Here is a 24,228-nt window from a genome sequence, read left to right on the forward strand (position 1 = left end):
CTTTGCTCAAGGGACTTGAAGAGCCTTCATGTCTTCACCAGGCAGATGCGTCAGCTGCCCCCAAGGGCTCGTGTGCACTGCTGAAGGACGTACGTGCCGAAGTCGGGTGCGAGAACCTCGGGACCTCCCCGGTCTTCGGCACCCGGATCCCACACGACAACTGGTGTTTCCCCTCGCTCGTCGGCACGGGAAGTGTCCAGTGACACAATGCCGCCCATCCCGTCGTACTGAATCACCAGAAGCTCGCCGGGGAAGCGCGGGTCTTCTCTGGCCTGCAGCGTTTCGTGGACTGTGCCGAGCAACGCATCTCCCATGGGAGGTGTCCGGTAAATACCGAGAAATTCGGTGCCGTCCGCCTCGCAACTGCCCAGTTCGGAGAGAAACTTCCGATAGGAGGGGGAGAACGTGGCCCCCAGCTGCTCCTCAGCTGAAGAGATGTCCTCGGTATTCAGCCCGCCTGTCCAGTTGCACTCCTCAGGATGTCCCTCCAGGAGTTGGACCAGTTCGGAAACCGAATCTTCGGCACTCACTTCTTACACCTTCCCGCAGACAATGCCCGTGCGCGATCCTTCCAGTAGTCCTTCTTCCAGTCTGCGAATGCATCCCGGTCGATACCACTGGGGATCTTGCTACCTGCCTTCCAGTGCAGTGTATTGTACGAGTCGCTTCCGGCGTAGTCCCCTTGACTCAGGTGCATCGACTGCGTCACTTCAGCTATCGGGCCGTCCTGCGTCTGAAGCATGTGATGGAGGTTCACCGGCTTGTCATCGGGGCCCATAGGTGCGAGTCCCTGAGTCATCCGCTTCATGTTGTCTCTTCCGTACTTGTCCAGCGGAGAAACGTAGTCGGGATTGATGAGGTCGTCCCGCTGATATATTCGTTGCCCGTTGTACTCAACGGGTTTCCAATATTGGGAGACTCCCAGATTGAGCGGCGTGAATGCGGAAAGGCCGAGCGGGTCCGTCCACGCGCAAGGGTTGTGAACGTATGAAACCGGGTTCGGTCCCGGTTCCAGGCCGAGGGGGTCGGCCGTGACGTATCGGCCCGTGTCCGGGTCGTAGTGGCGGAAATGGTTGTAGTGAAGGGCAGTTTCGTGGTCGGCATACTGCCCGGGGAAGCGGAGGGGGGTGTAGGCGGTTGCATCCCGGTTCCAAGTGGTCGCGCCCCAGAGCGTGGCGCGGGTGTGCCAGGCGATGTCGCCTGTTTCGCTGACGAGTTCGGTGGGTGTGCCTACCAGGTCGGTGACGATGGCGAAGAAGCGGGAGTCGACCTGGTCCTGGGCGAGGGGTTTGCGTTCGTACTGGGTCAAAGGACGGTGTCCTTCGTGGTCCCAGGTGAGGATGACACCGGTGACGGTGTCGGACTGCTCGGCCAGACGTGTGCCGTCCCAGGTGAAGTGGACCGCCTCAACAGGCGAACCGTCATCACCGTGACGATACTTGGCGGTGCGGCGGCCCAGCGGGTCGTAGGTGTAGGTCCAGCGGACTCCATCAGGGGTCGTGCAGGCCGTCAGGCGGTCCTCTGCGTCCCACTCGTACCGCCAGGTCTCGGGCTTGCGGGACAGACGGGTCTTCTGACGCAGGATCATCCGCCCGGCGGCGTCGTGTTCGTAGCGAACAGCCCCAGCCCTTCGGATAAGCGTGCCCTCGTAGGCACGGTCGCCGCGTGCCGTCACTCGGCCGGCGCCCTCCGGCCAGTCGGCCGTGGCCTGGTTGCCGGCTTGGTCGTAGGCGTAGGACTCCTGCCAGCCGTCGGCAGTGACCCTCAATGGGCGGCCCATCGGGTCCAGGTCCATGTGCTGGCTGGCGCCAGTCACCTCGTCGGTGATGGAAACGAGGTAGTTGTCGGGCCGGTAGGAGTACGAACGGGCCCGCTGAGTACGGGTGTTGGTCACCAGCTCCTGACGAACCAGACAACCCAGGGGGTCCCAGGCCGAGCTGAGTGTGATGGCCTCGCCGAAGGTGCGCTCCACCTCTCGCCCGTTCGCATCGTGGTCGAACTCGATCCGGTGCCCGTCGACCGACAGTGAGGTGCGATTGCCGGCGAGGTCATGGCAGAAGGTGCTCACGGCGCCCGATGGCGTCGTGCGTGAAGTTCGGCGGCCCGCCTCGTCGTAGAGGTAGCGCGTTGCGCGGCCGTCGACTGTTTCGGACAACAACCGGCCGACAAGGTCGTACTCGAGGTTCAGCTCACAGTCCGGTGCCGATGCACGTACGACCCGCCCCACGGAATCGTGCACATACTGCGTGACCTGGCCTGCTACGTCCTTTGCGACCACCCGGCCCAGGGCGTCGTGTTCGTAGTGGACGGTATCGCCGAGTGCTGTCGTGCGGGACGTCAACTGCCCCACGGAATCGTGGGCATACGCCACCTCGCGGTCGTCGAAGTCGGATTCGGCAATCAGTCGCCCTATTCGGTCGTAGGTGTACTCCCATGTCAGATCTTGGGGGTTGGTGACCTGAGTGAGGCGCAGTTCGGTGTCGTAGGCGAATTGGTAACGCACGCCGTCGGCGTCGGTACGAGAGGTCAGCTGGTCGAAGTGCGTGTACTGGAAGCACGTCTGTGCACCCTGCGCGTCGACGTGTGTGACGCAGTTGCCTTCTCCATCCCAACTCCACGTTTCCTCGGTCCCATCCGGAGCAATTCGTCGCGACGGCTTGCCTTCAACCGTCCACTCCAGCCGAGTCGTTGCACCAAGGGGGTCTGTAACCGTGCGCGGGCGTCCGAAGGCGTCAAGTGCTGATGTGAGTTCTCCGCCTGCCGGATCGGTGATGGCGACGGGCAGTCCGGCGGAGTTGTTGGTGATGCGAGTCCGAGCGCCCAGAGGGTCGGTGATGGTGGTGACGGCGCCGGTGGGGTCGTGGGCGAACCGGGTGGCGGTGCCGTCCGGGGAGACCACCGTGGTGCGGTTGCCGCGGGTGTCGTATTCCTGCTGCCACACGGCGCCGTCGGGGAGGGTGATCTCCACCGGCAAGTGCTGGTGGTTGTAGGAAGTGGTCGTGGTGGTGCCGTCGGGGCGGTGGACGGCGAGGAGATCGTGGTGGTTGTCGGCCCATTCGAAGCGTGTGGTGTTCCCCAACGCATCCGTGCGCGAGAGCAGGTTGTCGTTGCGGTCCCATTCGCGGTGGGTGGTGTTGCCCAGGGGATCCGTCTCCGCGATGACCTGGCCGAGGTGGTTGAGGTGGTACGTCGTGACCGCGCCAAGCGAGTCGGTGTAGCGGGTGATGCGCTGGGCGGTGTCGTACTCCAGCTGTGAGGACAGGTAGCCCTCGGGGCCGACGGTGCGGGTGACGCGGCCGCGTTCGTCGTAGATGAACTGGTAGGTGGAGTCGTTCCGGTCGGTCCAGGACGTGATGCGGTGCTCGTCGTCGTATCCGAAAACCAGGGGCAGGCCGGATGAGTTGACGATGTGCGTCAGGTTCCGGGCGTCGTCGTAGGCATAGGACTTCACCTGCACCGGCCCGTCCGGGGTGCGGACGGCGATTGTGGATATGAGGCCGTCGTCGGTGGTGACCTCGACGTGGTAGCCGCCGTCGTGGCGCACGGCGGTGGGGGTGCCGTCGGCTTCGCGGTCGACGCTGATGCCGTTGCCGTTGCGGTCCTCGACCTCGGTGAGCCACCAAAGGCCCTGGGTGCCGTCCTCGGGCGGCAGGAAACGCCGCGTCAGTCCGGTACGGGGGTCGGTGACGGCCAGGTCCCAGCCGCTGGAGCCCTGCACACAGGTCAGCGGGATGCGGTGGCCCTCATAGGGGTGGACCTGCTCGCCGATCATGTCCGGGGCGTGGCCGTAGCGCAGGGAGGAGCCGTCCACCCGGTGCCACCACAACTCCTTGCCGTCCTCGGCGACTTCGAGGCGCTCGTCGAGGGTGGAGGCCCAGGAGGCACCGAAGAAGCGGCCGTTGCGGTAGCCGGATATGTGGGTGCGCTCGATCACCAGCGGCAGCACGCCGGGGAGGGTGAGGTCGGTCTGGTGCTGGAAGACCTCGCCCGTGGCCATGTCGATGGGGTCGCCGCCCAGGCATTTGTCCGCCGCGTTGCGGCCCTTGGCCGACAACTCCGGCGACGGGGGCTTGCTCTTGCCGGGCGCGTTCTTGCCCGCCGGGTTCGGGCCGCCCGGCAGCCCGTTCGGCCCCTTCCCGTCGCCGCGTGAGGTGATCGCCTTCATCGAGTCCGCGACGGAGCTCTCGTTGTCGCGGTGCTTCTTCGCCATGGAGCGGACGCCGCCCGGCACCCCGTCGGTGACGTGTTTGGCGACCTTCTTCAGCGCCTTCTCGGTGCCGTTGAGCGCGCCGTGCAGGACGCTGTCGAAGGCCTGGGTGAAGGGGTCACGTCCCTTGGTGCGGCCGAAGGCGCCCTTGGCGCGGCCCAGCGGAGCCAGGGAGTTGGTGTGCATGTCGGAGCCGTGGCGGGAGAGCTTCTCCGCGCCGTTGTCGAACTCGTCCGGATCGATCTTCATCCGGCCGCCGCCACCACCGGGGCCACCACCCGCGCCACCGCCGGACGGGCCGCCCGCGGAGGCCAGGTTCATGGCGCCCTTGCCGCCACCGTCGTGGCCGCCTCCGCCGTCACCGCCGCCGGCGTCCCCGCCGCCTTCGCCGGGCGGGAGGTGGATCGCGTCGTCCGCCAGGTCGAGGATCATGTCCTCGACCATCTTCTCCAGCTTGCCGGTGACCGGTTCGGTCACCTCGGCCAGCAGCCGGGCGACGATCTCCTCTTCGGCTTCCTTGATGATGCGGCGGATCAGCTCACGCATCGCCGCGGTCTCCGCTGCCCCGATAAGGGCCGAGAGGCCGCCGGTGACCACGGCCAGTCCGATCCCGATGCCGATCGAGGCGGCCATCGCCCCGAGTTCGATCTCACACTTGATCTTCATCCCGTAGATGACGTCCGCGACCACGTCGCACGCCGTGGCGAACAACCGTGATATCTCGGGGACCTTGTCCAGGTGGGAGCCCTTGACCTTGCCCCAGTGGTCGCTCAGCGCATCGACCGCGTAGCCCTCACTGGAGGCCAGGATGCGGTTGACCGCTGCGTGGGCCTCGGCGCCGTGGCCCTCGAACTTGTCGGCGAACTCCCGCATGGCGTCGGCCATCTCGCGGTAGTCGTCCTCGTCCACGTTGGGCCAGTTGATCCCGATGAAGTCCAGAATCTCATCCAGCCAGCCCGGCAGAACGTAACCCATCCCCCGTACCTCCCCCGGTACAACACCGCCGCCGCGGCGGCCAGTTCGAAGCACCGAACAGTCTAATGAGCGTCAACATGCCCTGTACAAGGGGTTGTTCGGACGAGTGACGTTCTGTCCCTTTCCTGCCCCGGGTGCGAGTCGTTCGGCTGTGCCGGCGGGCCGGTTCTGCTGAAATGCGGTATGAGCATCTTCGTACGCGTGCGATTCGACGTCGGGGACGAACAGCGGGCGGAATTCGAGCGGTTGGCACTCGACCTCTGTGAGCAGGCCGAGGGCGTCCCCGGGATCCTCACCTACCGGTTCTTCTCCTCCGGCTCCGGCAGGTACGCGCTGCTGGAGGAGTACGCCGACACCGCGGCGGCGCTGGCGCACAACGACAGCGCGACGGAGCTGCTGGACCGTCTGCGGCACTGCACGGAGTCGATCGGGGTCGAGCTGTACGGCCCTCTCGGGCCCGAGCTCCACGAGTGGGTACGGGAACGTCACCACGCGACCTCGTACGCGGAATTCCCGGAGACGGGCGGCCGGACCTGAGACGGACCGCCGCGAAGCCCGGCATCCGGACGGACAGTCAGCGAAGCCGCGTCCGGACGGACCGCTGAGTGGAGCCCGTCATCGAGTCGGTCCGTCACCGCTCGGCGCCGCACCATCCGCTCACTGACCGGACCACCGGATCTCTCCCTCGACCACCGTGTCCGTCGGGGTGAGTCCGAGGGCGCGTGCGACGGCGGCCGACGCCTCGTGCCCCGGGTGGACGTGGGCGATGAAGGTGTCCACGCCCTGCTCGCGCAGCCACGTCGTCATGGCCAGGGCGGCCTCCCGCGCGTAACCGGTGCCCTGGTGCTGCGAGCCGATCACCCAGGCGAGTTCGGCCGCGAGACGCCCCGCCGCCGGGCGGAGGAGCGTGGCCTGCACGGTGCCGACGAGCCGCTGGTCCGACTGCCGGCGGAGCATCCAGTTCAGCCAGCCCTGTTTGCCGTCAGGTGACTGCCCGGCGGACTGCCGCCGGTAGCGGGCCTCCAACTGTTCGGCGGAGTCGGGCGATCCGCCGATCCAGATGTGCAGCCGCTCGTCGTCGAACACCGGGAACGCCTCGGCCGCATGGCCCGGACGCAGCGGCTCCAGCCGAAGTCGCAGGGTCGTCACGGGCCTTGCGGCAGGCCACGCTTCCGCCTCGGAGTCCTTCGACTCGTTTCCCGTGGGTTCCGTGCCGCTGCCGGCCGCCACGGCCTGCTCTGCGGCAAGGCCGGCCGGCTGGATCAGGTCCCAGCGGTTGCCGTACGGATCCCTGAAGACGGCGACCGTCCCGTACGGCTCATGCCGGGGCGGCTCCTCGAAGACGACGCCCGCCGCCAGCATCCGCGCGTGATCCCCGTCGAAGTCCTCGGTGTTGAGGAACCAGCCGACGCGGCCGCCGGTCTGGTCCCCGACGCGGGCCCTCTGCTCGGCGGTGTCCGCCTTGGCGAGAAGCATTCTGGTCTCCCGCGTCCCGCGCGGTGCGACCACCACCCACCGCTTGCCGTCGTCGAGGGGTGTGTCCTCGACGAGTTCGAAGCCGAGGGCGTCCACGTAGAAGGCGATCGCCTCGTCGTAGTCGTGGACGACGAGGGCCACCAGTCCGAGATGGGGCATCCGGCGATCCTGCCGCCGCGCGCCGCACAGCACCATCGCGTTTCGGTTCGCTCCCGCCGGGATGGCCGGAAAGGCACCGGCAGAGGGCCGGAAGGAAACCGCGCACGGCTTGAATGGATTCCGCGAACGACCGGAACGGAACCCGCCGACGGCGGAAACAGCGCGCCGCGGTGTCCGGAACGCCTAGAAGGGCACCCCGCACTGCAGCATCACGTTGGCGTAGGGACGGACCTCGCCCGTGCGGACGATGAGGCGAGCCGAGCGGGTGCGCGCCTTGAACTCCTCGTGCGAGACGAGCTGCAGCTCGGGGAAGTGCTCGTGCAGCAGCTTGGACGCCTCAGGGTTGTCGTCCTTCACCTCGGTGGCGGCCGTGGCGCTTTCGATCTCGAGCTCGTCCAGCAGGCCGGCGAGGACTTCCTCGAAGGGCGGGACACCCGCGCGGAACGCGAGGTCGACCAGGAAAGGGCCGTAGGGGACCGGAAGCCCGGCATCGCAGACCACGAGGCGGTCGGTGTGGCCCAACGAGGCGAGTGCGCCCGCGAGATGACGGTTGAGTATTCCCGACTTCTTCATGCGGCCGGTCTGCTCCTTCTTCGTCTTCGTCTTCGAACTGCGTCTTCGAACTGCGTCTTCGAACAGCGTCTTCGGCTTCGTGGTTCAGCTTCGCACGGGATCCCTGCGGGCGCCCGGTGGCGCCGACACCCGTGTGGCGGCGGCCGGTTGCTCATCCGGCCGCCGCCACCTCTCATGCCGTGATCCCGGTCCTGACACCCGGGAAGGGCGGGCGGCCGGTCAGGAGTACCGGTTGACGTTCGTCTTGTCCACGGTGACGACCGGGACCATGATCTCCTTGTCCGGGTCGCTGCCCTCGACCTTGCGGATGGCGTTGCGCACCGCCATCTTGCCGAGCTCGGAGGGCTGTTGGGCGATCGAGGTGTTGAGCGTGCCCTTCTCGATGGCCTTGAAGCCGTCGGGGGTGCCGTCGAAGCCGACGACCTTGATCTGCTTGCCGGCCTTGCCGCCGAGAGCCTTGATGGCGCCGAGGGCCATCTCGTCGTTCTCGGCGAAGATGCCGGTCGCGTCGGGGTGGGACTGCAGCAGGTTGGTGGTGACGTCGAGGCCCTTGGCGCGCTCGAAGTTGGCGGCCTGCTTACCGACGACCTTGATGCCCGGGTACTTCTTGATGGCCGACATGAAACCCTTGCCGCGCTCGCGCGAGGCGGAGGTGCCGGGCTGACCGCGCAGGACGATGACGTTGCCCTGCTCGCCGAGCTGCTTCGCGAGTTCCCTGGCCGCCTTCTGGCCGCCGGAGACGTTGTCGGAGGCGACGGTCGTTGCGACCTTGGCCTTGTTGACCGTGCGGTCGACGGCGACGACCGGAATTCCGGCGTTGTCCGCCGCCTTGACGGAGGGTGCGGCCGCGTCGGAGTCGACGGGGTTGATGATGATCGACTTCACGTTCTGGCTGGTGAAGTTCTGGATCTGGTTGGCCTGTTGGGACGCGTCGTTCTGTGCGTCCTGGACATTCAGGGTGGCTCCCTGAGCCTTTGCCTCTGCCTCAGCCCCCTTCTTCATCTCCACGAAGAAAGGATTGTCCAGAGTCGAGAGGGCCAGGCCCAGCTTGATGTCCTTCTTGTCGCCGGACTTCGACGAGCCGCTGCCGCATCCCGTGGCGGCTGCGCATATCAACGCCGCAGCTGTCACTACGGCAAACGTGCTCTTTCGCGTGCTCATTGCTGCATTCCTTGCAGTCGACGGCAGTGAAACGGACGTCGTGCTTTCCCCCCGACGCACAGAGATCATGCGCGACGCCGGAGTGTATCGAGCAGCACGGCCAGGGCAATCACCGCCCCGATGACGACTTGCTGCCAGAAGATGGAGACTTCGAGCAGATTGAGGCCATTGCGGAGGACCGCGAGGATAAGTGCGCCGACAAGTGTTCCCGATGCCTTTCCGACGCCGCCGGCGAGGCTGGCGCCGCCGATCACCACGGCTGCGATGGCGTCCAGTTCGTACCCCGTGGCGGCCTGCGGCTGGGCGGAGGCGAGCCGCGAGGCCAGCACGATTCCCGCCACCGCGGCGAAGGCCCCGGAGAGCGCGTAGATGACGAGCTTCTGACGGCGGACACGGATTCCGGAGAGCCGCGCGGCCTCCTCGTTGCCGCCGATCGCGTACATCGCACGTCCGCTGTAGGTACGCGCGAGCACCAGCGCCGTGATGCCGCCCATCACGACCAGCACCACCAGCGGCACGGGAAACCAGCCGCCGAGCGTCTCGCCGACCGTGGCGACGGAGGAGGGGAGCGCGATCGGCGTGCCCTCGGAGAGGACGAGCGAGAGGCCGCGCCCGACGGAGAGCATCGCGAGGGTCGCGATGAACGGTGGCAGCTTGCCGTACGCGATGAGGCCGCCGCTGACGAGGCCGCAGGCGACGCCCGTACCGACCGCGAGCAGCACGGACAGCCAGACGGGCAGCCCCTCCTTCGTCGACGTCCAGCCGAGCATGATCGCGGAGACCGCGGCGACCGAACCGACCGACAGGTCGATGCCTCCGGAGACGACGACGAAGGTGACGCCGAAGGCGAGGATCGCCGTCACGGCGGCCTGCACGCCGACGTTCAGCAGGTTCTGGGTACTGAGGAAGTCGGGCGACATGACCGCCAACGCGACGATCAGGACCACGAGTCCGCTCAGGGCGCCGTTGTCCTTGAGGACCCTGCGCAGCACCGGCCCGGCGCCGCGCGTGGCACCGCCCGGACCGCGGCCGCCGGACGGATCCTTCCCCACGGACTGCCCCTGCCGACCGTGTCCGCTGCTGCTGTGGATGTCAGTGGCCACGGTGGCCCTCCTTGCTCTCGGTCTTCGTGACGCCGGTCTTCGTCACGGAAGGCGTCCCAGGTGCATGGGAGCCCCGCCCGTTCTCGTCCTGGCCGTGCGCCGTGCCGACGGCGAGGCGCATCACGGCGTCCTGCGTGGCTTCCCCCGCGGCGAGTTCGCCCGCGATGCGGCCCTGAGCCATCACGAGGACGCGGTCGCTCATGCCCAGCACCTCGGGGAGGTCGCTGGAGATCATCAGGACGGCGTGCCCCGACGCGGTGAGTTCGTTGATGAGTTCGTAGATCTCGACCTTCGCGCCGACGTCGATGCCGCGCGTCGGTTCGTCGAGGATCAGCACCCTGCTCTGCGCGAGCAGCCACTTGCCGATGACGACCTTCTGCTGGTTGCCGCCCGAGAGGGTGCGCATCCGCTGACCCAGCCCGGACATGCGCACGCCCAGACGGCTCGCGATGCGGCCCGCGGACTCCTGCTGTCCTGAGAGGTTCACGATGCCCGCGCGGCTGGCCCTGCGCAGCGTCACCAGCCCGAGGTTGTCCTGCACGGAGGAGTCCGGCAGCAGGCCCTGGCCCTTGCGGTCCTCCGGGACGAGGCCGATGCCCGCGGCGAGGGCGGCGTTGATGTCGTGCCGGCGCAGCCGCTTGCCCTGCACCTCGACGGTGCCCGAGTCATAGGGATCGGCGCCGAAGACGGCACGTGCCACTTCCGTACGGCCGGCGCCCACCAGCCCTGCCAGGCCGACGACTTCGCCCGCGCGCAGCTCGAAGCCGACCCCGGAGAAGCCGCCCGCGCGGGTGAGTCCGGAGACGCGCAGCAGCGGCGGACCACCCGCGTCGGCGGACGTGACGGGGGGCGTTCCCGTCTCGCGGGGGTACTGCTGCTCGATGCTGCGCCCCACCATCATCCGTACGAGGTCGTCGCGCGGCGTCGACGCGGCCGTCTGCCCGACGCTGCGTCCGTCGCGCAGCACCGTGACGCGGTCGCCGAGCGCGGCGATCTCCTCCAGGTGGTGCGTGATGAAGACGATGCCGACGCCGTCGGCACGCAGCCTCCGCACGAGGTCGAAGAGCTTCTCCACCTCGTCGGCGGTGAGCGCGGCCGTCGGCTCGTCCATGATCAGTACACGGGCGCGCAGGCTGAGCGCCTTGGCGATCTCCACCATCTGCGAGCGTGCGATGCCGAGTTCGCGTACGGGGGTGTCCGGCGCGATGTCGACACCGACGCGGCGGAGCACCCCGGCGGCGTCCGCCTCCATGCGCCTGCGGTCGAGCAGCCCGAACCGGCGGGGCTGCCGGCCGAGGAAGATGTTCTCGGCGACGCTGAGATGAGGCACCAGGTTGAACTCCTGGTGCATGGTGGCGATCCCGAGCCGCTCCGCGTCGCCCGCGTCGTGGATGCGCACGGGCCTGCCGTCGCGCAGCACCCTCCCGGAGTCCGCACGGTGGACCCCGGAGAGCACCTTGATCAGGGTGCTCTTGCCGGCGCCGTTCTCGCCCAGAAGCACGTGCACTTCGCCCTCGTGCAGGTCGAAGTCGACGCCGTCGAGCGCGACCACACCGGGGAAGGTCTTGCGGATCCCCTCGGTGCGCAGCAGCTCACGTGGCGGTGGGGGGCTGGACGTCGTCAACGGCTCTTCCCTTCGCTCTCGCCGCAGGAGCGGCGCGTGACAAGGCGGGCTTCGAGAGTCACGGAGGCGGCGCTGCGGCCCTCGACGAGGCTGATCAGGGCCTCCACCGCCTTGTGCCCCAGTTCGCCGGTCGGCTGCGCGATCGCGGTGATCGGCGGATCGGTGTGCAGGAACCAGGGGATGTCGTCGAACGCGGCGAGCGCGATGTCCTCGGGGACGCGGAGGCCGCGGCTGCGCAGCTCGTCCATCGCGCCGAGCGCCATGAGGTTGTCGGCGGCGAAGACGACCTCGGGCGGCACCGGCAGATCGAGGAACGCCGCGGTCTCCCGCCTGCCGCTCTCGGTCTGGAAGTCGCCCTGGCCCGTGTACTCCCGGGGCAGCGGCAGCCCGTGCGCGTCCAGTGCCGCACGGAAGGCGGCCACGCGTTCGTCGCCGGTCGTCGTCTCGCTGGGGCCGCCGATGATGGCGAGGCGCCGGTGGCCGAGCGCGTACAGATGCGCGACGAGGTCGTGGACGGCGGCGCGTCCGTCCGCGTGCACGACGGGTACGTCGAGGCCGCGTATCCAGCGGTCGACGAAGACCATGGGGGTGCCCGCGGCGGCGGCGTCGCGCATCATCGCGGTGCCGCCGTCGGTGGGGGAGACCAGCAGGCCGTCGATGCGCCGCTCCAGGAGCGTGCGCACGTGGTGTTCCTGAAGTGCCGCGCGCTCGTCGGCATTTCCGATGATGACGCTGTAGCCGCGTTCACGTGCGGCGTCCTCGACGGCGCGGGCCAGCTCCGTGAAGAACGGGTTGAGCACGTCGCTGATGACGAGGCCCAGGGTGCGCGTCTGATGCGTCCTCAGGGAGCGGGCGACGGCGTTGGGCCGGTAACCGAGCTCGGTGACGGACGTCAGCACGCGCGAGCGCGTGCCCGGACGCACGGCCGGGTGGTCGTTGAGCACCCGGGAGACCGTGGCGACCGACACCCCGGCGTGGGATGCGACGTCCTTGATGCTGGTCAACTGCCTTACCCGTCCTGCGTTCCCGGCCTCGTGGTAACGATTACATCCGCCATGAGAAGGGACGGCACCACCTCGGCACAAGGGGCCGACATCTGATCGTGACACCGCGGCGGGAGCGCCCGGCCGTGCGCGTGACCGGGTTGTCCACAGGCCTGCCGTGTTGTCGGTGGCGGGCGTTACGGTCTGTCACATGGCATTCCAGAACGCGGTGCTCGAAGGGGTCCTCGAGCGCATCACCTATGCCAACGAGGACAACGGATACACCGTGGCCAGGGTCGACTCGGGGCGTGGCGGCGGCGAACTGCTCACGGTGGTCGGCTCGTTGCTCGGCGCGCAGGTCGGGGAGTCGCTGCGGATGGAGGGCCGCTGGGGCTCCCACCCGCAGTACGGCCGCCAGTTCACCGTGGAGAACTACACGACGGTGCTGCCCGCGACCGTGCAGGGCATCCGCCGCTATCTCGGCTCCGGCCTCATCAAGGGCGTCGGCCCGCGCATCGCCGAGCGCATCGTCGACCACTTCGGCACGGACACGCTCGACGTCATCGAGGCCGACCCCCGCAAGCTGATCGAGGTTCCGGGTCTGGGGCCGAAGCGTACGGAGAAGATCGCCGCGGCCTGGGACGAGCAGAAGGCCATCAAGGAGGTGATGGTCTTCCTCCAGGGGGTGGACGTGTCCACCTCCATCGCGGTGCGGATCTACAAGAAGTACGGCGACGCCTCGATCTCCGTGGTGAAGAACCAGCCGTACAGGCTCGCATCCGACGTGTGGGGCATCGGCTTCCTCACCGCGGACCGCATCGCGCGGGCGGTCGGGATCCCGCACGACAGTCCGGAGCGCGTCAAGGCCGGTCTCCAGTACGCCCTTTCGCAGTCCACCGACCAGGGGCACTGCTATCTCCCCGAGGAGCGGCTGATCTCCGACGCGGTCAAGCTGCTCCAGGTCGACGCGGGCCTCGTCATCGACTGCCTGGGGCAGCTCGCCGCCGAGGAGGAGGGAGTGGTGAAGGAGACCGTGCCCGGTGAGGACGGGCAGCCGCTCACTGCTGTGTACCTCGTGCCCTTCCACCGGGCGGAGGTGTCCCTCGCCGCTCAGCTTCGCCGGCTCCGGGGCGCCCCGGAGGACCGGATGCCCGCGTTCCAGGAGGTCGACTGGGAGGCGGCCCTGCGGTGGCTCGCGGGGCGCACGGGCGCCGAGCTGGCCCCCGAGCAGCGGCAGGCGGTCCAGCTGGCGCTGAGCGAGAAGGTGGCGGTGCTGACGGGCGGCCCGGGCTGCGGCAAGTCATTCACCGTCCGGTCGGTGGTGGAGCTGGCCCGGGCCAAGAAGGCGCGGGTGGTCCTCGCGGCCCCCACCGGGAGGGCCGCCAAGCGGCTGGCGGAGCTGACGGGGGCCGAGGCCTCCACGGTCCACCGGCTGCTGGAGCTCAAGCCCGGCGGTGACGCCGCGTACGACCGGGACCGGCCTCTGGACGCGGATCTGATCGTCGTCGACGAGGCGTCGATGCTCGATCTTCTGCTCGCCAACAAGCTGATCAAGGCCGTGCCGCCGGGCGCCCATCTGCTGCTGGTGGGGGACGTGGACCAGCTGCCGTCCGTGGGCGCGGGCGAAGTGCTGCGGGATCTGCTCGCCGAGGGCGGGCCCGTCCCGTCCGTGCGGCTGAAGCGCATCTTCCGGCAGGCGCAGCAGTCCGGCGTGGTGACCAATGCGCACCGCATCAATTCCGGGGCCCAGCCCGTCACCCACGGATTGAGTGATTTCTTCCTCTTCGCGGAGGACGACGCGGAGGAGGCCGGAAAGCTCACCGTCGACGTCGTGGCCCGGCGCATCCCGGCGAAGTTCGGCCTCGACCCGCGCCGCGACGTCCAGGTGCTCACGCCCATGCACCGCGGTCCGGCCGGAGCGGGCACGCTCAACGGGCTGCTGCAGCAGGCGGTGTCACCGGCCCGGCCCGACATCCCGGAGAAGCGCTTCGGCGGGCGGGTTTTCCGGGTGGGCGACAAGGTCACCCAGATCCGTAACAACTACGAGAAGGGCGCCTGCGGCGTCTTCAACGGCACCGTCGGCGTCGTGACGGCTCTCCACACGGAGGACCAGCGTCTGACGGTCCGTACGGACGAGGACGAGGAGGTGGACTACGACTTCGACGAACTGGACGAACTGGCCCACGCCTACGCCGTCACCATCCATCGCTCGCAGGGCAGCGAGTACCCCGCGGTGGTGATTCCCGTCACCACGAGTGCCTGGATGATGCTGCAGCGCAATCTGCTGTATACCGCCGTCACCCGGGCAAAGCGTCTGGTGGTGCTCGTGGGATCCCGGAGGGCGATCGGCCAGGCAGTGCGCACGGTCTCCGCGGGCCGCCGGTGCACGGCCCTGGATCACCGGTTGCTCGGCGGGGCGGCTCTCCCCGGCAGCGTCCGCGGTTCCGGGGGGTGACCGGCGCCGCGTGGAGGGTGCAGGATGTTGAACGAATAGGACGGCACTGCGTGCCATCAAACAGCCCTTTGGCCGACCCCGAGTGCACCGCACCGCGCTCAGTGGGAGACAGTGGAAAGGGCCAGGGCACCTCGAAGAAGAGGCACTACGTCGGTGAGGGAAGACGTGAGCGACGACAACTCTGTAGTACTTCGGTACGGGGACGATGAGTACAGCTTCCCCGTGGTCGACAGCACGGTGGGCGACCATGGTTTCGACATCGGCAAGCTGCGCGCCGAGACCGGTCTGGTGACCCTGGATTCGGGCTACGGCAACACCGCCGCGTACAAATCCGCCATCACCTACCTCGACGGCGAGGGCGGTGTCCTGCGCTACCGCGGTTACCCGATCGAGCAGCTGGCGGAGCGGGGCACGTTCCTGGAGACGGCCTACCTTCTGATCCACGGCGAACTTCCCACCGTCGACCAGCAGGCCGCGTTCAAGGACGAGATCACCCGCCACACCCTGCTGCACGAGGACGTCAAGCGCTTCTATGACGGATTTCCGCGCGACGCACACCCGATGGCGATGCTCTCGTCCGTGGTCAGTGCGCTGTCGACCTTCTACCAGGACAGCCACAACCCGTTCGACGAGGAGCAGCGGCACCTTTCGACCATAAGGCTGCTGGCGAAGCTGCCGACGATCGCCGCCTACGCCTACAAGAAGGCGATCGGCCACCCGGTGGTCTACCCGCGCAACGACCTCGGCTACGTCGAGAACTTCCTGCGGATGACCTTCTCCGTCCCGGCCGCGGAGTTCGAGCTCGACCCGGTCGTCGTCAACGCCCTCGAAAAGCTCCTGATCCTCCACGCCGACCACGAGCAGAACTGCTCCACGTCGACGGTGAGGCTCGTCGGCTCCTCGCAGGCGAACATGTTCGCGTCGATCTCGGCCGGCATCAACGCCCTCTGGGGCCCGCTGCACGGCGGTGCCAACCAGAGCGTCCTGGAGATGCTCCAGGGCATCCAGGCGTCGGGCTCCGACGTCGACACCTTCATCCGCAAGGTGAAGGACAAGGAGGACGGCGTAAAGCTGATGGGCTTCGGCCACCGCGTCTACAAGAACTTCGACCCCCGGGCGAAGATCATCAAGGCGGCTGCGCACGACGTCCTCTCGGCCCTCGGCAAGAGTGACGAACTGCTCGACATCGCCCTGAAACTCGAGGAACACGCCCTCAGCGACGACTACTTCACCGAGCGGAAGCTCTACCCGAACGTGGACTTCTACACCGGTCTGATCTACCGGGCCATGGGATTCCCGACCAGCATGTTCACGGTGCTGTTCGCTCTCGGCCGGCTGCCCGGCTGGATCGCCCAGTGGCACGAGATGATCAAGGAGCCCGGTTCGCGCATCGGGCGCCCGCGGCAGATCTACACCGGCGTCGTCGAGCGTGAGTACGTACCCATCGAATCCCGCTGACCAACGGGTGACGTTTGCTGTACAGTGCGTGACGCCCCCTTGGGAGACGTCCGCGGAAGGCCCCGTTCAAGCGGATCGGGGCCTTCCGTATGTGCAGAACCGTGGAGAGACATAGGTCACAGAAATTGGGGGGTAACCATTGTCCAGGGTCGGACGTCTAACCGGGTGGCAGCGGCACCCCGGCGGAGCCGCAGCCACTGCCGAGTGCGTCTTTGGGGGACGGACCCGGTGAGCAGAATCGGCAAGCGTGCGCGGGGAGCTTTGAGCGGCCCTCCCGTCCGTACGTGCAGCCAGTAAGCACCCGGCCAGGATCCCGTGGGGGGAATCCGTGACCGGGAAACGGAAGCGCCCCGTCGACAGGCCCGTGGGGGGACCTGCTCGGCGGGGCGCTTTTCGTTGCCCCGAGGGGTTGCCGGTACCCCCACAGGGCGTGCGGAACGGTGGAGTTCGTCATTCCGGATTTCCCGCATCAAGGGTGACTGGTACGGAAATGACGCCGGATGACCGTCACCGCATCTTCACGTTTCCCTCACTTCTGTCGGTCCCGGTGACACCGGGACCGGCAGTCCGGAGGCGCGGAGGCGCGGATGGCCCGAAGGTGCGGGCCGGGTCACTTGAAGCGGCGCAGCCGCAGGCTGTTGGTGACGACGAAGACCGATGAGAAGGCCATGGCCGCACCCGCGATCATCGGATTGAGCAGCCCGGCGGCCGCCAGCGGGAGGGCGGCGACGTTGTAGCCGAAGGCCCACCAGAGATTGCCCTTGATGGTGCCGAGAGTCCTGCGGGAGAGCCGGATCGCGTCCGCGGCCACCCGCAGATCGCCCCGCACGAGGGTCAGGTCGCCGGCCTCGATCGCCGCGTCCGTGCCAGTGCCCATCGCCAGGCCCAGATCCGCGCTCGCCAGGGCGGCCGCGTCGTTGATGCCGTCGCCGACCATCGCGACCGTGCGTCCTTCGGCCTGGAGCCGCCGCACCTCGCCCGCCTTGTCCTCTGGCAACACCCCTGCGATGACCGTGCCTTCGGACGCGGTCCCGGCGTCCAGGATGCCGACGTCGCGGGCGACGGCTTCCGCGACGGTCCTGTTGTCACCGGTCAGCAGCACCGGCCCGAGCCCCAGTGCGCGCAGTTCCCGTACGGCTTGGGCGCTGGTCTCCTTCACCGTGTCAGCGACGGTCAGCACACCCCGCACGGAGGCGTCCCAGCTGACCGTGACCGCCGTGCGGCCCGCGGCCTCCGCCGCGGCCGTCGCCTCCGCAAGGTCCGCCGGCAGTCCGCCGGAAGGGGTCCGTCCGACCTCGACGGCCCGGCCTTCGACCCTGCCGCGCACACCGAGGCCCGCGAGGTTCACGAAGCCTTCGGGGGTGGGCAACGGCGGCGCGTCCGCTCCGAGACGCTCTCGTGCGCCCCGCGCGATGGCGCGTGCGATGGGGTGCTCGGAGGCGTCCTCCAACGCACCGGCGAGACGCAGCAGTTCGTCCTCCGTGACGCCCTCTGCGGCGACGACGTCGTGGAGTTCCATGCGGCCGGTGGTCACGGTGCCGGTCTTGTCGAGCACGACGGTGTCGACGCGGCGAGTGGACTCCAGCACCTCCGGACCCTTGATCAGGATGCCGAGCTGGGCGCCGCGGCCCGTGCCCACCATGAGCGCGGTCGGCGTCGCGAGCCCCAGCGCGCACGGGCAGGCGATGATGAGCACCGCCACGGCGGCAGTGAATGCGGCAGCGGCGTCACCGGTCGCCATGAGCCAGCCCGCGAGGGTGGCGGCGGCCAGCACCAGCACGACGGGCACGAACACCGCCGAGACCCGGTCGGCGAGCCGCTGCACCGCGGCCTTGCCGCTCTGCGCCTCCTCCACCATCCGTGCCATACGGGCGAGTTGGGTGTCCGAGCCGACGCGCGTGGCCGTCACCACCAGCCGCCCGGAGACATTGACCGTCGCGCCTGTCACCGCGTCGCCCTCGCCCACGTCGACCGGCACCGGCTCGCCCGTCAGCATCGAGGTGTCGAGTGCCGAGGAGCCTTCCGCGACGGTGCCGTCCGTGGCGACGGTCTCCCCGGGGCGTACGACGAAGCGGTCGCCGACAGCCAGCCGCGAGACGGGGATCCGGACCTCCCTGCCGTCCCGCAGCACCGCCACGTCCTTCGCTCCGAGCCGCATCAGCGCACGCAGCGCGGCGCCCGACTTCCGCTTGGCGCGTGCCTCCAGACAGCGCCCCAGCAGGAGGAACGTCGTGACGCCGGCGGCGACTTCGAGATACAGGGTGGACGTGCCGCCGCCCGAGCCGGGGGAGAGGGTGAACTCGAAGCCGTGGCGCATGCCCGGCATCCCGGCGTCACCGAGGAACAGCGCCCACAGCGACCAGCCGAAGGCCGCCAGCGTGCCGACAGTGATCAGGGTGTCCATGGTGGCGGCGCCGTGCCGCAGGTTCGTCCAGGTGGCGCGGTGGAAGGGCAGCCCGCCCCAGACGACCACGGGCGACGCGAGCGCGAGTGAGAGCCACTGCCAGTTGTCGAACTGCAGAGGCGGAACCATCGACAGCAGTACCACCGGCACGGACAGCACGAGTGCCACGAGGAAGCGGTGCCGCAGGGCGGCCAGTTCGCCCGGGCTGGCGGATTCGGCCTCCGGACCGGAGCTCTCCGCGCCGTCATCGGCGGTTCCGTGGCCCGACTCGGCGGACGGCGCCTCCGGTTCGGGCGCGGGCGGCGGCGGTGGCGGCTGTGCCGAGTAGCCCGTGCGCTCCACCGTGGCGATGAGGTCGTCGACGGACACCGCGTCCGCGTACGAGATCCTCGCTTTCTCCGTCGCGTAGTTGACGGAGGCGGAGACCCCGTCCATCCGGTTCAGCTTCTTCTCGACCCGGGCCGCGCACGAGGCGCAGGTCATCCCGCCGATGGACAGCTCCACACGCTGCTCGCCGGTGCTGGGTGCTTCGTGCTCCGTGGTGCTGGTCATCGTGGTGCTCCCGGGCGCGATGGGGGTACGCGGGCCTACGCGCGGCCGGTCAGTTCGAAGCCGGCCTCGTCGACGGCGGCTCGCACCGCTTCGTAGTCGGGTTCCGTCGCGGAGGTGACGGTGACCTCGCCGGCGGAGGCGACGGCCTTCACGGAGGTCACGCCCTCGATCCCGGAGATCTCGCCGGAAACGGCGCCCTCGCAGTGCCCGCAGCTCATGCCGCTGACCTTGTACGTGGTGGTGACTGTGCTCATCTTCGCTCCCTGTCCTGGCGCGCCGGTGGCTGCGGAAGTGAGAACCGCTATACCTCCCCTAGGTATTCCCTCCGTGCCGTGCGGTGCTTCCGAATATGACAGAGGCCCCGGTGCCCTGCCCCCGAGTATCTTCGGGGGCAGGGCACCGGGGCCTCGGCCTGCGTTCGCAGGACCGGTGCGTTCATCGGCCTCGCGTCACCGCCCTCCACGATGGCCGGGGCGGCGGGTGACCCAGGCCCGGACGGTGTCCGCGTACCAGAAGGGCTTGCCACCCTCCACGAGGTCGGGCGGCGGCAGCAGGCCGTGCTTCCGGTACGAGCGCACAGTGTCCGTCCGGACTCCGATGTGCGCGGCGATGTCCTTGTACGACCAGAGTCGTCGATCGGCCAACTCGGCACCTCCCACAGGGTCCACAGAAGTGGCTGTTGATCATCAGCCTGTGCCCGGTGAACGACGCTGAGTGACCGACGGGGAGGGCCTGTTGAAGGTCTGTGACGTGGCGACCGGCTAATGGTGACGCTCGTGACAGGGCGCCAACACCGGGAACGGGCGCCGCTATGCGCCGCACCCGCGCAGAAACCGCCTCGTGCGCTGGGCGATCGGGAGCGGCTGGTCCGGCGGGCACGGGTACATGTCCTGCTCGACGATGGCGAAGAGATCAACGCCCAGACCCTGGGCCGCGGTGAGCACGGGCTCCATCGCCGGTACGCCCAGCGGCGGTTCGCACATCACGCCCTGCCGCACCGCGGGGCCGAAGGGTGTCCCCTTCTCCACGACGTCGGAGAGGATCGTGGGGTCGACCTGCTTGAGGTGCAGGTAGCCGATCCGCTCGCCATAGGTCTCGATCAGTTTGACGCTGTCGCCGCCGCAGTACGCGTAATGCCCGGTGTCCAGGCAGAGGTTGACCAGATCGGAGTCGGTCGCGTCGAGGAACCGCTCGACGTGTTCCTCGGTGTCGATGTGGGTGTCCGCGTGCGGATGCACCATGATCTCCAGCCCGTACTTCTCCCGCACCTCACGGGCCAGGCGTTCGGTGCCGCTCGCGAGGTGCCGCCACTGCTCGGCGGTCAGTTCGCGCGGCTCGATCTCCTCGGCCGTCTTGTCGTCCCGCCAGAAGGACGGGATGACCACGAGGTTGTCCGCGCCCATCGCCCTTGTGAGGGCGGCGACTTGGCCGACGTGCTCCCAGGTGGCGTCCCACACGTCCGGTCCGCGGTGCAGGGAGGTGAAGACGGTGCCCGCGGAGACCTTGAGGCCGCGGGCCCCGACCTCTTCCGTGAGACGTGCGGGATCCGTGGGCAGGTAGCCGTACGGGCCCAGTTCGATCCACTCGTAGCCGGCCTCGGAGACCTCGTCGAGGAAACGCCGCCACGGCACCTGCTCCGGGTCCTCCGGGAACCAGACGCCCCAGGAGTCGGGAGCCGAGCCGACCCGGATGCGGTCGAGGGAAGGGGTCGCAGAAGTCACGAAGGGCTCCTCGCTGTGCTGTACGTACGTGTCACGGGCCGGAGGCGTCGCGTCGGTGCGACGGGGGCGAGCCAACTCGGTGCGCGGCGCCACTGTCAAGAGTATGTAAGGACAACGTTTCATACGGACGTAAACCGGGAGTCCCGTCCCGCGGTCACCGTAGCCGCCGAACCGCCATGTCGACGGGGACGTCAGTATGTAAGGACAAATCATTGACAGGTTTTGCCGTCAGCGCCGACGATGAGGAGGCCGACCGAGGGAACGACCCATGAGAGGGCATCCATGGCAGTCACGGAAGAGCCGCACGACGTCGTCACGATGGGCCGTATCGGCGTCGACATCTATCCGTTGCAGACCGGTGTTCCGCTGCCCCAGGTCGAGACGTTCGGGAAGTTCCTCGGTGGCTCCGCGACCAACGTTGCCGTGGCCGCCTCACGGCTGGGCCGCTCCAGCGCCGTCATCAGCCGCACCGGGAACGACCCCTTCGGTGAGTACTGCCACCAGGCGCTGCAAGGCTTCGGCGTGGACGACCGCTGGGTGACGCCCGTGGCGAAGTACCCGACGCCGGTGACCTTCTGCGAGATCTTCCCGCCCGACGATTTCCCGCTGTACTTCTACCGCGAGCCCAAGGCCCCCGACCTCGAACTCGTCCCGGAGGACCTGGACTTCGCCGCGATCGGGGCCGCGCACATCTTCTGGGTGACGGGCACGGGCCTGTGCGCCGAGCCCAGCCGCACGACGACACTCACCGCGCTGGAGGCCCGCGCGGAGAGCCGGGTGAGGCACCCGGCCGGTACGGACCCCGTCCGGACGGCCACGGTCTTCGACATGGACTGGCGGCCGATGTTCTGGGGCGAGGGCGGCGCGACCACCGAAGAGGACGTCATGGCCGAGGCACGCCCGCACTACCGCCGGGCCCTCGCGAACGCCACCGTCGCCGTCGGCAACCTCGACGAATGCCAGGTCGCGACCGGCACGCGTGAGCCGCAGGCATGCGCCGACGCGCTCCTGGAGCGGGGCGTCGAACTCGCCGTCGTCAAGCAGGGGCCCAAAGGGGTGCTCGCCGCCCACCGCGACGGGACCCGCGTGGAAGTGCCGCCGCATCCGGTCGAGGTCGTCAACGGCCTCGGGGCAGGCGACGCCTTCGGCGGCTCGCTGTGCCACGGACTGCTCGCCGGGTGGGACCTGGAGTACCTCATGCGGTACGCGAACGCCGCGGGTGCGCTCGTCGCCTCCCGGCTCGCCTGCTCCACCGCGATGCCCACGGCCGCAGAGGTCGAGGAACTCCTGCGGGGCTGACCGCCGCGCCTCCCGGCACCGACCCCGCGTCCGTCCGCGCCCGCGGCCAGCACGAAAGCGAGCAACCGACTTGAGCAGCATCAGCATCTGTGACCTCGTCGCCGTACGGGCCCGGCACCCGGAGGCGATCGCGGAGGCTGCCGCCAGACGCGTCCGCCGCCCCCTGGTCGGCGAGAGCGGCCGGCTGATGATCGTCGCCGCCGACCACCCCGCCCGCGGGGCCCTGGGCACCGGCGGCAGCGAACTGGCCATGGCCAACCGCGCGGAGCTGCTGGAGCGACTGGTGCTGGCCCTGTCCCGTCCGGGGGTCGACGGCGTACTGGCGACCGCCGACATCGTGGAGGACCTGCTGCTCCTGGGCGCCCTCGAGAACAAGATCGTCATGGGGTCGATGAACCGCGGCGGACTGGCCGGCGCCTCCTACGAACTCGACGACCGCTTCACGGGATACCGCGCCGAGGACATCGAACGGCTGCGCTTCGACGCCGGCAAGGCGCTGCTGCGCATCGACTACGACGACGCCGGTTCGCTGGCCACCATGCACTCCACCGCGCGCGCCGTGGACGACATGGCGGCCCGCCGGCTGCCGCTCTTCGTCGAGCCGTTCATCTCCCGCCGCGTGGAGGGCCAGATCCGCAACGACCTCAGCGCGGAGGCGATCACCCGCTCCATCGCGATCGCCTCCGGACTCGGCGGAACCTCCGCCTACACCTGGCTCAAGCTCCCCGTCGCCGACGACCCCGACGACATGACGTGGGTGTGCGAGACCTCGACCCTGCCGGTGGTCCTGCTGGGCGGGGAGACCAACGGCGACCAGGAAGGCGCGTACGAGAAATGGCGCTCGGCGCTGCGGCTGCCGGCCGTCCACGGGCTGGTGGTGGGACGGTCCCTGCTCTACCCGGCGGACGGCGACGTGGCGGAGGCAGTGGACACCGCGGTCGGGCTGCTGTGACCGGCCGCGCCGCCATGGATCGAAGCCGCGTGAGCGGCAACCCTGGCAGGAGACGCAAGTACGGAAAGGGCCCGAGTACGGCGACCGGGCCGTGGCGACGACACGGCCGAGGATGGCGGACATGACGAGCACGACAGGCACCACAGGCACGAGCGAGGCGGCGCGCGCCGGGGCACCCGCGGGCTCCGGCACCGGATTCCATCTTCCGGCGGGCAGCACCCGCACACGCGAGTACACCCTCGACATCGACCCGCGCCGGGCCGGCTGGGGCTACTCCTCGCTGCGCGTCCTGGAGCTGGAGCCCGGCGGCACCCATGACTTCGGCGCGGGGGACAGCGAGTGGATCGTCCTCCCGCTCAGCGGCGGCTGCACCGTCGCGGCCGAGGGCGAGACGTTCGAACTGCACGGCCGCACAAGCGTCTTCGACGGCGTGAGCGACTTCGCGTACGTACCGCGCGACGCGGAGGTGAGCATCACCAGTGCCGGCGGCGGGCGCTTCGCACTCACCGGGGCCCGCTGCACCCGGCGGATGCCGGCACGCTACGGGCCCGCCGCGGCCGTCCCCGTCGAGCTGCGCGGCAGGGGCAACTGCTCGCGGCAGGTCAACAACTTCGGCGCCGCCGGCGTCTTCGAGGCCGACCAGCTCATCGCCGTCGAGGTGCTGACGCCGGGCGGCAACTGGTCCTCGTACCCGCCGCACAAGCACGACGAGGACCGGCCCGGTGTGGAGAGCGAACTGGAGGAGATCTACTACTTCGAGATCGCCCCGCACCGCACGGACTCCGGCACCGTCCCCGGCATGGGCTACCAGCGTGTCTCGCCTTCCGGCTCGGGCAGCGGCACCGACGTGCTGGCGGAGGTGCGCGACGGCGACGCCGTGCTGATCCCCGACGGCTGGCACGGGCCGTCCATCGCCGCGCCCGGCCACGACATGTACTACCTGAACGTGATGGCCGGACCGGGTCTGGAGCGTGCGTGGCTTATCTGCGACCATCCAGATCACGCCTGGATCCGAGGCAGCTGGGAGGAGCAGCCTGTCGATCCAAGGCTGCCGCTCTACCACGCACCGACTGTGGAAGGAGAGACGAGCCAGTGAACTCCGTACCGGAAACGGACCGCCGCACGG

General features: G+C 68.9%; 16 protein-coding genes and 2 pseudogenes. 6 read left to right on the plus strand and 12 right to left on the minus strand.

The annotated features are described in order from the left end of the window. Positions 1-50: 50 nt before the first annotated feature. Both G4Z16_RS22660 and G4Z16_RS22665 read right to left on the minus strand, forming a co-directional pair. Positions 51-530 (minus strand): SMI1/KNR4 family protein, encoded by a 480-nt coding sequence (locus tag G4Z16_RS22660; protein WP_197352522.1) that lies wholly within the window; start codon positions 528-530, stop codon positions 51-53. Then, entirely contained in the window at positions 527-5,182 is a 4,656-nt protein-coding gene (locus G4Z16_RS22665; RefSeq protein ID WP_197352523.1) for a DUF6531 domain-containing protein, read from the minus strand. Before G4Z16_RS22665 ends, G4Z16_RS22660 begins: the two co-directional genes overlap by 4 nt. A gap of 201 nt (positions 5,183-5,383) precedes the next feature. Here G4Z16_RS22665 and G4Z16_RS22670 point away from each other — a divergent pair, with 201 nt between their 5' ends. Then, entirely contained in the window at positions 5,384-5,719 is a 336-nt protein-coding gene (locus G4Z16_RS22670; protein WP_246531000.1) for a putative quinol monooxygenase, read from the plus strand. Between the two features lie 120 nt (positions 5,720-5,839). Here G4Z16_RS22670 and G4Z16_RS22675 read toward each other — a convergent pair whose 3' ends face one another. The 6 genes and pseudogenes from G4Z16_RS22675 to G4Z16_RS22700 form a co-directional block, all read right to left on the minus strand. Then, the gene (locus G4Z16_RS22675) at positions 5,840-6,412 is read right to left on the minus strand and encodes a GNAT family N-acetyltransferase (protein WP_246531349.1); all 573 of its coding nucleotides are present in this window, start codon (positions 6,410-6,412) and stop codon (positions 5,840-5,842) included. A 21-nt stretch (positions 6,413-6,433) separates the two neighbouring features. After that, positions 6,434-6,817: pseudogene (locus G4Z16_RS32665) on the minus strand (VOC family protein); the annotation flags it as partial. 183 nt (positions 6,818-7,000) lie between these two features. Next, complete coding sequence (rbsD, locus tag G4Z16_RS22680; protein WP_197352525.1) at positions 7,001-7,390, minus strand: D-ribose pyranase; 390 nt, start codon at positions 7,388-7,390, stop codon at positions 7,001-7,003. Positions 7,391-7,609: 219 nt separating this feature from the next. After that, a pseudogene (locus tag G4Z16_RS32670) lies at positions 7,610-9,603 on the minus strand (ABC transporter permease/substrate-binding protein). A gap of 40 nt (positions 9,604-9,643) precedes the next feature. Beyond that, entirely contained in the window at positions 9,644-11,278 is a 1,635-nt protein-coding gene (locus G4Z16_RS22695; RefSeq protein WP_197352527.1) for a sugar ABC transporter ATP-binding protein, read from the minus strand. Continuing rightward, on the minus strand, positions 11,275-12,282 hold the full coding sequence (locus tag G4Z16_RS22700; protein ID WP_197352528.1) for a LacI family DNA-binding transcriptional regulator: 1,008 nt from the start codon (positions 12,280-12,282) through the stop codon (positions 11,275-11,277). The genes G4Z16_RS22695 and G4Z16_RS22700 overlap by 4 nt, the downstream gene beginning before the upstream one ends. 190 nt (positions 12,283-12,472) lie before the next feature. On the opposite strand from G4Z16_RS22700, the gene recD2 reads away from it, so the two are divergent. Together recD2 and G4Z16_RS22710 are read left to right on the plus strand one after the other, a co-directional pair. After that, entirely contained in the window at positions 12,473-14,716 is a 2,244-nt protein-coding gene (gene recD2, locus G4Z16_RS22705; protein ID WP_197352529.1) for an SF1B family DNA helicase RecD2, read from the plus strand. Between the two features lie 153 nt (positions 14,717-14,869). Then, positions 14,870-16,174, plus strand: a complete 1,305-nt coding sequence (locus tag G4Z16_RS22710; RefSeq protein ID WP_197352530.1) for a citrate synthase — start codon at positions 14,870-14,872, stop codon at positions 16,172-16,174. A gap of 610 nt (positions 16,175-16,784) precedes the next feature. Here G4Z16_RS22710 and G4Z16_RS22715 read toward each other — a convergent pair. From G4Z16_RS22715 to G4Z16_RS22730, 4 genes are all read right to left on the minus strand, one after another. Further along, positions 16,785-19,130 carry a heavy metal translocating P-type ATPase gene (locus G4Z16_RS22715; protein WP_197352531.1) on the minus strand — a complete coding sequence of 782 codons (2,346 nt, stop codon included), beginning with the start codon at positions 19,128-19,130 and terminating at the stop codon, positions 16,785-16,787. A gap of 35 nt (positions 19,131-19,165) precedes the next feature. Next, positions 19,166-19,384 carry a heavy-metal-associated domain-containing protein gene (locus tag G4Z16_RS22720; RefSeq protein WP_028436281.1) on the minus strand — a complete coding sequence of 73 codons (219 nt, stop codon included), beginning with the start codon at positions 19,382-19,384 and terminating at the stop codon, positions 19,166-19,168. A gap of 195 nt (positions 19,385-19,579) precedes the next feature. Continuing rightward, complete coding sequence (locus tag G4Z16_RS22725) at positions 19,580-19,774, minus strand: helix-turn-helix transcriptional regulator (RefSeq protein WP_028436282.1); 195 nt, start codon at positions 19,772-19,774, stop codon at positions 19,580-19,582. 165 nt (positions 19,775-19,939) lie between these two features. Continuing rightward, the gene (locus G4Z16_RS22730; protein ID WP_246531001.1) at positions 19,940-20,851 is read right to left on the minus strand and encodes a sugar phosphate isomerase/epimerase family protein; all 912 of its coding nucleotides are present in this window, start codon (positions 20,849-20,851) and stop codon (positions 19,940-19,942) included. 282 nt (positions 20,852-21,133) lie between these two features. Between G4Z16_RS22730 and iolC the strand changes: the two genes are divergently transcribed. The 3 genes from iolC (at position 21,134) to iolB (ending at position 24,198) form a co-directional block, all read left to right on the plus strand. Beyond that, positions 21,134-22,150 (plus strand): 5-dehydro-2-deoxygluconokinase, encoded by a 1,017-nt coding sequence (iolC, locus tag G4Z16_RS22735; RefSeq protein ID WP_197352533.1) that lies wholly within the window; start codon positions 21,134-21,136, stop codon positions 22,148-22,150. 70 nt (positions 22,151-22,220) lie between these two features. Then, positions 22,221-23,102, plus strand: a complete 882-nt coding sequence (locus tag G4Z16_RS22740) for a Cgl0159 family (beta/alpha)8-fold protein (RefSeq protein WP_197352534.1) — start codon at positions 22,221-22,223, stop codon at positions 23,100-23,102. 121 nt (positions 23,103-23,223) lie between these two features. Beyond that, the gene (iolB, locus tag G4Z16_RS22745) at positions 23,224-24,198 is read left to right on the plus strand and encodes a 5-deoxy-glucuronate isomerase (protein ID WP_197352535.1); all 975 of its coding nucleotides are present in this window, start codon (positions 23,224-23,226) and stop codon (positions 24,196-24,198) included. The last annotated feature ends 30 nt before the right edge of the window (positions 24,199-24,228 follow it).

Source organism: Streptomyces bathyalis (assembly GCF_015910445.1).
Classification (GTDB): Bacteria; Actinomycetota; Actinomycetes; order Streptomycetales; family Streptomycetaceae; genus Streptomyces; species Streptomyces bathyalis.

What these genes read in the sequence shown, in the direction of transcription:
- G4Z16_RS22665 (WP_197352523.1), bottom strand. Translation starts at nt 5,182, where the DNA reads ATGGGTTACGTTCTGCCGGGCTGGCTGGATGAGATTCTGGACTTCATC.
- rbsD (WP_197352525.1), bottom strand. Translation starts at nt 7,390, where the DNA reads ATGAAGAAGTCGGGAATACTCAACCGTCATCTCGCGGGCGCACTCGCC.
- recD2 (WP_197352529.1), top strand. Translation starts at nt 12,473, where the DNA reads ATGGCATTCCAGAACGCGGTGCTCGAAGGGGTCCTCGAGCGCATCACC.
- G4Z16_RS22715 (WP_197352531.1), bottom strand. Translation starts at nt 19,130, where the DNA reads ATGACCAGCACCACGGAGCACGAAGCACCCAGCACCGGCGAGCAGCGT.
- G4Z16_RS22720 (WP_028436281.1), bottom strand. Translation starts at nt 19,384, where the DNA reads ATGAGCACAGTCACCACCACGTACAAGGTCAGCGGCATGAGCTGCGGG.
- iolC (WP_197352533.1), top strand. Translation starts at nt 21,134, where the DNA reads ATGGCAGTCACGGAAGAGCCGCACGACGTCGTCACGATGGGCCGTATC.
- iolB (WP_197352535.1), top strand. Translation starts at nt 23,224, where the DNA reads ATGACGAGCACGACAGGCACCACAGGCACGAGCGAGGCGGCGCGCGCC.